The organism is Pyrinomonas sp. (genome assembly GCF_040289685.1).
In the GTDB taxonomy this organism is placed as follows: domain Bacteria; phylum Acidobacteriota; class Blastocatellia; order Pyrinomonadales; family Pyrinomonadaceae; genus Pyrinomonas.
In genome coordinates this window covers 1-5,423 of the sequence record NZ_PSLQ01000108.1, presented here as the reverse complement: position 1 = coordinate 5,423, position 5,423 = coordinate 1, and the positions used below count along the sequence as shown (strand labels likewise).

Annotated in this window: 5 protein-coding genes; all 5 read left to right on the top strand. The window is 54.4% G+C overall.

The window, feature by feature from the left end:
* Positions 1-639: 639 nt before the first annotated feature.
* The 5 genes from csb2 (C4334_RS14330) (at position 640) to cas2 (ending at position 4,844) form a co-directional block, all read left to right on the top strand.
* Positions 640-1,419, top strand: coding sequence for a type I-G CRISPR-associated protein Csb2 (gene csb2, locus C4334_RS14330; RefSeq protein ID WP_352432771.1), 780 nt, complete (start codon positions 640-642; stop codon positions 1,417-1,419).
* 113 nt (positions 1,420-1,532) lie between these two features.
* Positions 1,533-2,207 carry a type I-G CRISPR-associated protein Csb2 gene (gene csb2, locus C4334_RS14325; RefSeq protein ID WP_352432770.1) on the top strand — a complete coding sequence of 225 codons (675 nt, stop codon included), beginning with the start codon at positions 1,533-1,535 and terminating at the stop codon, positions 2,205-2,207.
* Positions 2,208-2,326: 119 nt separating this feature from the next.
* A complete protein-coding gene (locus C4334_RS14320) occupies positions 2,327-2,650 on the top strand; it encodes an STIV orfB116 family protein (protein ID WP_352432769.1) in 324 nt (107 codons plus the stop codon).
* A gap of 147 nt (positions 2,651-2,797) precedes the next feature.
* A complete protein-coding gene (gene cas4g/cas1g / locus C4334_RS14315) occupies positions 2,798-4,453 on the top strand; it encodes a CRISPR-associated endonuclease Cas4g/Cas1g (RefSeq protein ID WP_352432768.1) in 1,656 nt (551 codons plus the stop codon).
* A 100-nt stretch (positions 4,454-4,553) separates the two neighbouring features.
* Complete coding sequence (cas2, locus tag C4334_RS14310; RefSeq protein ID WP_352432767.1) at positions 4,554-4,844, top strand: CRISPR-associated endonuclease Cas2; 291 nt, start codon at positions 4,554-4,556, stop codon at positions 4,842-4,844.
* Positions 4,845-5,423: the final 579 nt, after the last annotated feature.

Here is a 5,423-nt window from a genome sequence, read left to right as displayed (position 1 = left end):
ATGCAGTCGGGAACGATCCCTACACATCTCGCCGCGCGATTCGCCCGGACTCTTAGGATCTGGCTTGTCGTTGGAGTGTGAGAGCCAACTGATCGGTCGAGTTTCGTGGGCTAATCGAATCGAGTCCCAAAAACTCTTCGGTGAAAACCCGCCATGAATCAAGTTTTCGGGTCGCGTCTTGCGCGTTACGTTCGGCTTCTGCTTAACCGTTGTGAGAACTCAAGATGCGCAAAGTCGTAATCACGTGGCAAAAATTTCGTCTTCTGCCTAGCTGTTTTGAGAGCCCACCGATCAGTTGATCTCCCAAAAAACTCTTGCTCTGGAATCTCGCCAGTCGTAAAATGCGCGTCGTGCGTCACACCGTCGCTGGCGCGCAACCGATTACTGGCGGTGGGTTTGCCGTCGGATGCAACTCACATCGCACGGCGGCGCTTCGGCGCTCGTAATCCCTCATGGATCATCTTTCATAGGAGTCGGAGCTCAACTTCGTCCTTTATTGCGGCGCGGTTTTTTGTAGATTCAAAGTGGGTTCTCACGCTTTGAAGTTCGACTTCATATATCGTCGGTGTTGATCGGTCGTTCATCGTCGTCGAAGTCTCTTCCAGCACGTATCGAGACGGTCTCAAACGGCCAGCGAAGATGAACAATCAGGACGGAAAAGATTGGGCATCGAGATCCTCTTCCGGTTCGCGTCGCGGCGACCTCGCTTATCGGCTGCTCGAAATCCCCTTGTTGCTCGCCGAAAGATGGGGGTCAGGAGGAGATTACGACCAGCTTGATCCAGAAAATCGCCGTAAGCTTGCGCCCTTGTGTGGCAAGGATGAACATGGGAATCCTCTTAACGGACATCTTCATGCCTATTTTTTGCTTTGGCCTGATGAGGACGGCAACCCGACGAGGCTCGTCGTTTGGCGCGAAAAGCCTTTCGAGCCCAAAGAGATCGAGGCTCTTCTTAAAGCTTTAGAGCGCCCGATTCGATGGGAACCTGCAGCCCGCAAGTGGGGAATACGCTTATTGCCATTACCCTTTGAGATTTCTCTGCTAAAAGGAATGTTCGACGAAGCGCGAGTCTGGAGGAGCGTCACCCCTTTCGTCCCGCCTGCTGAACGCCATCGGTTTCGCAAAAGCAGGCGCGAGCGACCGAGTGAGACTGTGGAGAAGTTCGTCGAAAAACTGGCCAACAACAGAAGTCCCGTCGCGAGGGTCGAAAAGATCTGTGAGCCGATCTGGGTCAACCTACACGAGGCGCGCGAACGACGGCGTGCACGTAAAGAGACAGGCACGCCTTGGATGCGTCCCGGCTACATGGTCTGCGTTGAGTTTAGGAAATCGATAATGGGGCCTTTGATCATCGGTGATTCGTGCCATTTCGGACTGGGATTGTTCGTCGCTGAAAGAGAGCGCTGGAGGTTGAGCTAGAAATGCCATCTTGGCGATTCGCATGTGTAATCCATCCGTTTGAAAAGGAGCAAACGCCAAACACTGGGGTTGTTGTTGCCCGCTATGCGCTCGAGTCGGCTGTATTGCCTCCGGTGACCGAAACGCTGCCGTTCGCCGAACTAGTGCGACGAGCGTTGATAAGAAATCGCGCGGAGACTTCGCACTCAGAAGCGATCATCGGCAAGACGGTCGCGGGTGTGCCGCTCGCGGGTCACAGACATGCGCACTACCTTGCCGCTGACGAAGACGGCGACGGACGATTGGATCATGTGACCGTATACGCGCCGTGCGGATTTGATCATGGTGATCTAGAGGCTCTCGTCGCGCTACGCTTCATATACAGGCGTGGTCCTGAGCCGGACATCCGAATGGTGCTTCTGGGAATCGGCGCGCGCGCCGATTTTGCGAACGCATGCGTCTTTGCGTGCGCCTCTCGGTGGCGTTCGGCGTCCCCCTTTTCTCTCCCGCGCTTTGCAACCCGTGGCGCGCGCGGACGCCCGCGTCTGCGCGACTTGCCCGAAGCGCAACTTCGCCGCGAACTCATGCTGCGCGGCTTCCCTGAGCCAGTGAGGATAGAGCGGATAGGAGGTTACATTGTCGGCGGACTCATGTTCCGCTGGTCTGACTTTCACGTCGAAAGACGTAACGGCACGCGCGGTCACGGCCTTGCTGGGTTCGAGATCGAATTCGCCGAGCCGGTAGCCGGCCCGATCGCCCTCGGGTTTGGTTGCCATTTCGGATTGGGTCTTTTTCTGCCAGTTGAATGAGCTCCCCGACAGACTTGAGGTTTGACCAAGATGCGAAGCGAATTTTCGGACATTTCGAGGGTGATGTTTCGTTTTAGAAAAACGGGGGAGCGCGAGGGGGCTATAATCCTGAAGAATTAATGCCAGTACTAACGGTCAAGGCACAAATCCACACCGATCCGGAGACGGAAGCTATCCTCCGGGACGCAATGTACTGCGCCACCAAAGTCTACGATGGTCTCATGTGGCATCTCCGCCAAAAACAGGAGGAAACCGGTAAGGCGCGGATCAGTCGCTCCAACTTGAACCGCATTCTGGCCACATTGCCGCGTGCTGTAGGAGTAGGCGAAGCCGCTCTGGTCTTCAGGTTGAAGAGAAGAATTCCCGAAGGCAAGGTGCTAAACCGACGCGAGATCGAAGAAGTTGGCTACGAGTTCGGTCTATTGACGCGGACGTTCAGCTAGAGCAGACGTGCTCATCAGTCATGGGTTCACGGGGCAGCATGTGATTTTCTTGGTTCCGAAAACCTTGCAAGCGAGAAACCATCTTTTTTCGAAACGCCATTTGAATGAGTACGATCCCCCCCCGACTTCGAGCAAATACCCGCCCGCATGGTGAACGAGTTATGCTACTGCCCGCGGCTATTCTATCTGGAGTACGTGCAGAGAGAATGGGCGCATAACACCGACACGCTTGAAGGTAGATTGGTTCACCGGCGCGTTGACCGGCAACAAGGCGAGGTCCCATCGGCCACGGAATTAAGTGGTCGAGAAGAGATCCACGCTCGTTCTGTGCTTATCGGATCCGATCGGCTCGGCGCCATCGCACGCATAGATCTCATCGAAGCGGAAGACGGGGCGCTTGTTCCCGTAGACTACAAACGCGGTTCGCCTCCTTCGTTAGAGCGCGTCCCCGAAGGCGCTTACGAGCCGGACCGTGTGCAACTTTGCCTTCAAGGGCTGTTGCTTCGCGAGGAAGGCTATCGAGCTGACTACGGTATCATCTATTTTGCCGAGACGCGCACGCGCGTGCGCATCGATTTCACCGAAGAACTCATCGCTCGTACGCTCAGTCTGCTCGAAGAAGCGCGGCATCTTGCTCGTTCAGGCGAAATGCCGCCTCCGCTCGTGAATTCGCCTAAATGCCCGCGCTGCTCGCTCGTTGGCATCTGCTTGCCAGATGAAACCAACCTCTTGAAGCAAAGCGCTGCGGAAGCTTCAGCGCCTGTTCGTCGGCTCACTCCGGCGCGTGACGATCGTTTGCCGGTTTACGTGCAAGGGCATGGGCACACGATCGGACTCAACGGCGAAACTTTGGAAGTACGCAGCAAAGGCGAAGTGATCGCCGCAGTGCGGCTGCTTGAGATATCGCATCTTGTGCTCTTCGGCAATGTGCAGCTATCGGCGCAAGCGTTGCGTGAACTCGCATCGCGCGATTCGATCATCGTTCATCTTTCACATGCAGGGTGGCTCGTTGCCGTAACGACTCCGCCACCGTCGAAGAACATAGAGCTGCGTCAGAGGCAGTTCGCGGCGGCGGCGGATGCGGAGCTATGCTTGCGCTTGGCGCGAGCTTTCGTCGCGGGCAAGATCAGAAATGCGCGCACGTTGCTCAGGCGTAACGGTCGAGACCTGCCTGAAAAGATCTTGCGCCGATTGGCGCAGAGCAGGCGACGAGCCGAAAGAGCAACGGCGCTGGCCGAATTGCTCGGCATAGAAGGCACGGCTGCGCGCGACTATTTCGCTCACTTTTCTATGATGTTTAAAGGCGATGCGGGATCGGGGCGCGAACTCTCTTCTTTTGATTTCAGCTCGCGCAACCGTCGTCCGCCACGAGATCCGGTCAATGCCTTGTTATCCTTCCTTTACGCTATGTTGCTCAAAGATGTCTTGGCGACTTTGGTTGGGGTCGGATTTGATCCTTATCTAGGCTTCTACCATCAGCCGAAATATGGGCGACCAGCCTTAGCGCTCGACCTGATGGAAGAATTTCGCCCCATCGTTGCTGATTCGGTTGCAATCGGGCTCATCAATAACGGCGAGATACGTCCGTCGGATTTCATCGCACGGGCTGGATCAGTCGCGCTTACGCCCGAGGGCAGAAAGCGTGTGATCGAAGCTTATGAGCGCAGACTCAACACTCTGGTGACTCATCCGTTGTTTAACTATCCGATGAGTTATCGCCGTATCTTCGAAGTGCAAGCACGGCTGCTCGCGCGCTTTCTAACTGGCGAAGTGAGCATCTACCCGTCGTTCTGCACAAGGTGAGGTCGTTCACATTCGAAGACAGCAATGACGCCAACGGCTTACAGAGGCGAAAAGGCTGGTCGTGAGGTCGAACATACAGAGGAGGCTTCAGCCGCAGATCATGAGAAATCGTTATATCGTCAGCTACGATATTTCTGACCCTCGACGTTGGCGCCAAGTTTACCGAACGATGCGTGGATTTGGTGATCCCATACAATATTCCGTCTTTCAATGCGATCTTCTACCGACGGAACGCGTACTGATGATCGAAGCCCTGACTGAGATCATCAACCACCGTGAGGATCGAGTGATGATCATAGACGTAGGGCCAGCCGATAAGCGTGCTAAAAGAAGCATTGAGATGCTTGGCAGAAAAATAGAGAAGGAAGAGAAAATAGCTATCATCGTATGAGAAACTCTGAAATCGATGGGTGTATCCAAAACCGAAGTAGAGGAGGAAGAGAAAATAACCATCATCGTATGTATACTCAAAAGCGACACTCCACTTCTGAGAATTCGAAGGCAACGTTTCACTTCCGAAGCGAATGCGCTCATCCTGCGAGTTTCGTCTTCCCGTAAAGATTCCTGCTTTTCGATCAAAGCATCTGACGCATACATTGAAGCCTACGCGGATAATTCAGTAAAGATTACTCTCTTTCGATCAAAGTAGCTGACCGGTATTTTTCGCTTTTTTGGTAGCGCCGTTGTATCGAAACGCATGAACAATATAGCAACATTGCGGCGCGCAAGGCGCGAGAGCTTAGGTGATGCACCACAGGCTGGAACCGCTCGCCGAAGTCAAACGCTCTGTGCTCAACAGTTTGGACTTGACACCGTAACACCGATGCAGTAATTTATCGTCGCAATTCTGAACCGCTCGCAAAGCGGTCCACAAATGTGTCTTTGACAAAAGGATACAAGAATGCTGTTTCCACGTTCGAAAGAACGTGGCCCCATTGAAGCCGGCGGCGAGTGTAAACAACGCGCCCCC

Coding starts and splice junctions, on each gene's coding strand:
- C4334_RS14320 (WP_352432769.1), top strand. CDS start 2,327: ATGCCAGTACTAACGGTCAAGGCACAAATCCACACCGATCCGGAGACG.
- csb2 (WP_352432771.1), top strand. CDS start 640: ATGAACAATCAGGACGGAAAAGATTGGGCATCGAGATCCTCTTCCGGT.
- cas2 (WP_352432767.1), top strand. CDS start 4,554: ATGAGAAATCGTTATATCGTCAGCTACGATATTTCTGACCCTCGACGT.
- cas4g/cas1g (WP_352432768.1), top strand. CDS start 2,798: ATGGTGAACGAGTTATGCTACTGCCCGCGGCTATTCTATCTGGAGTAC.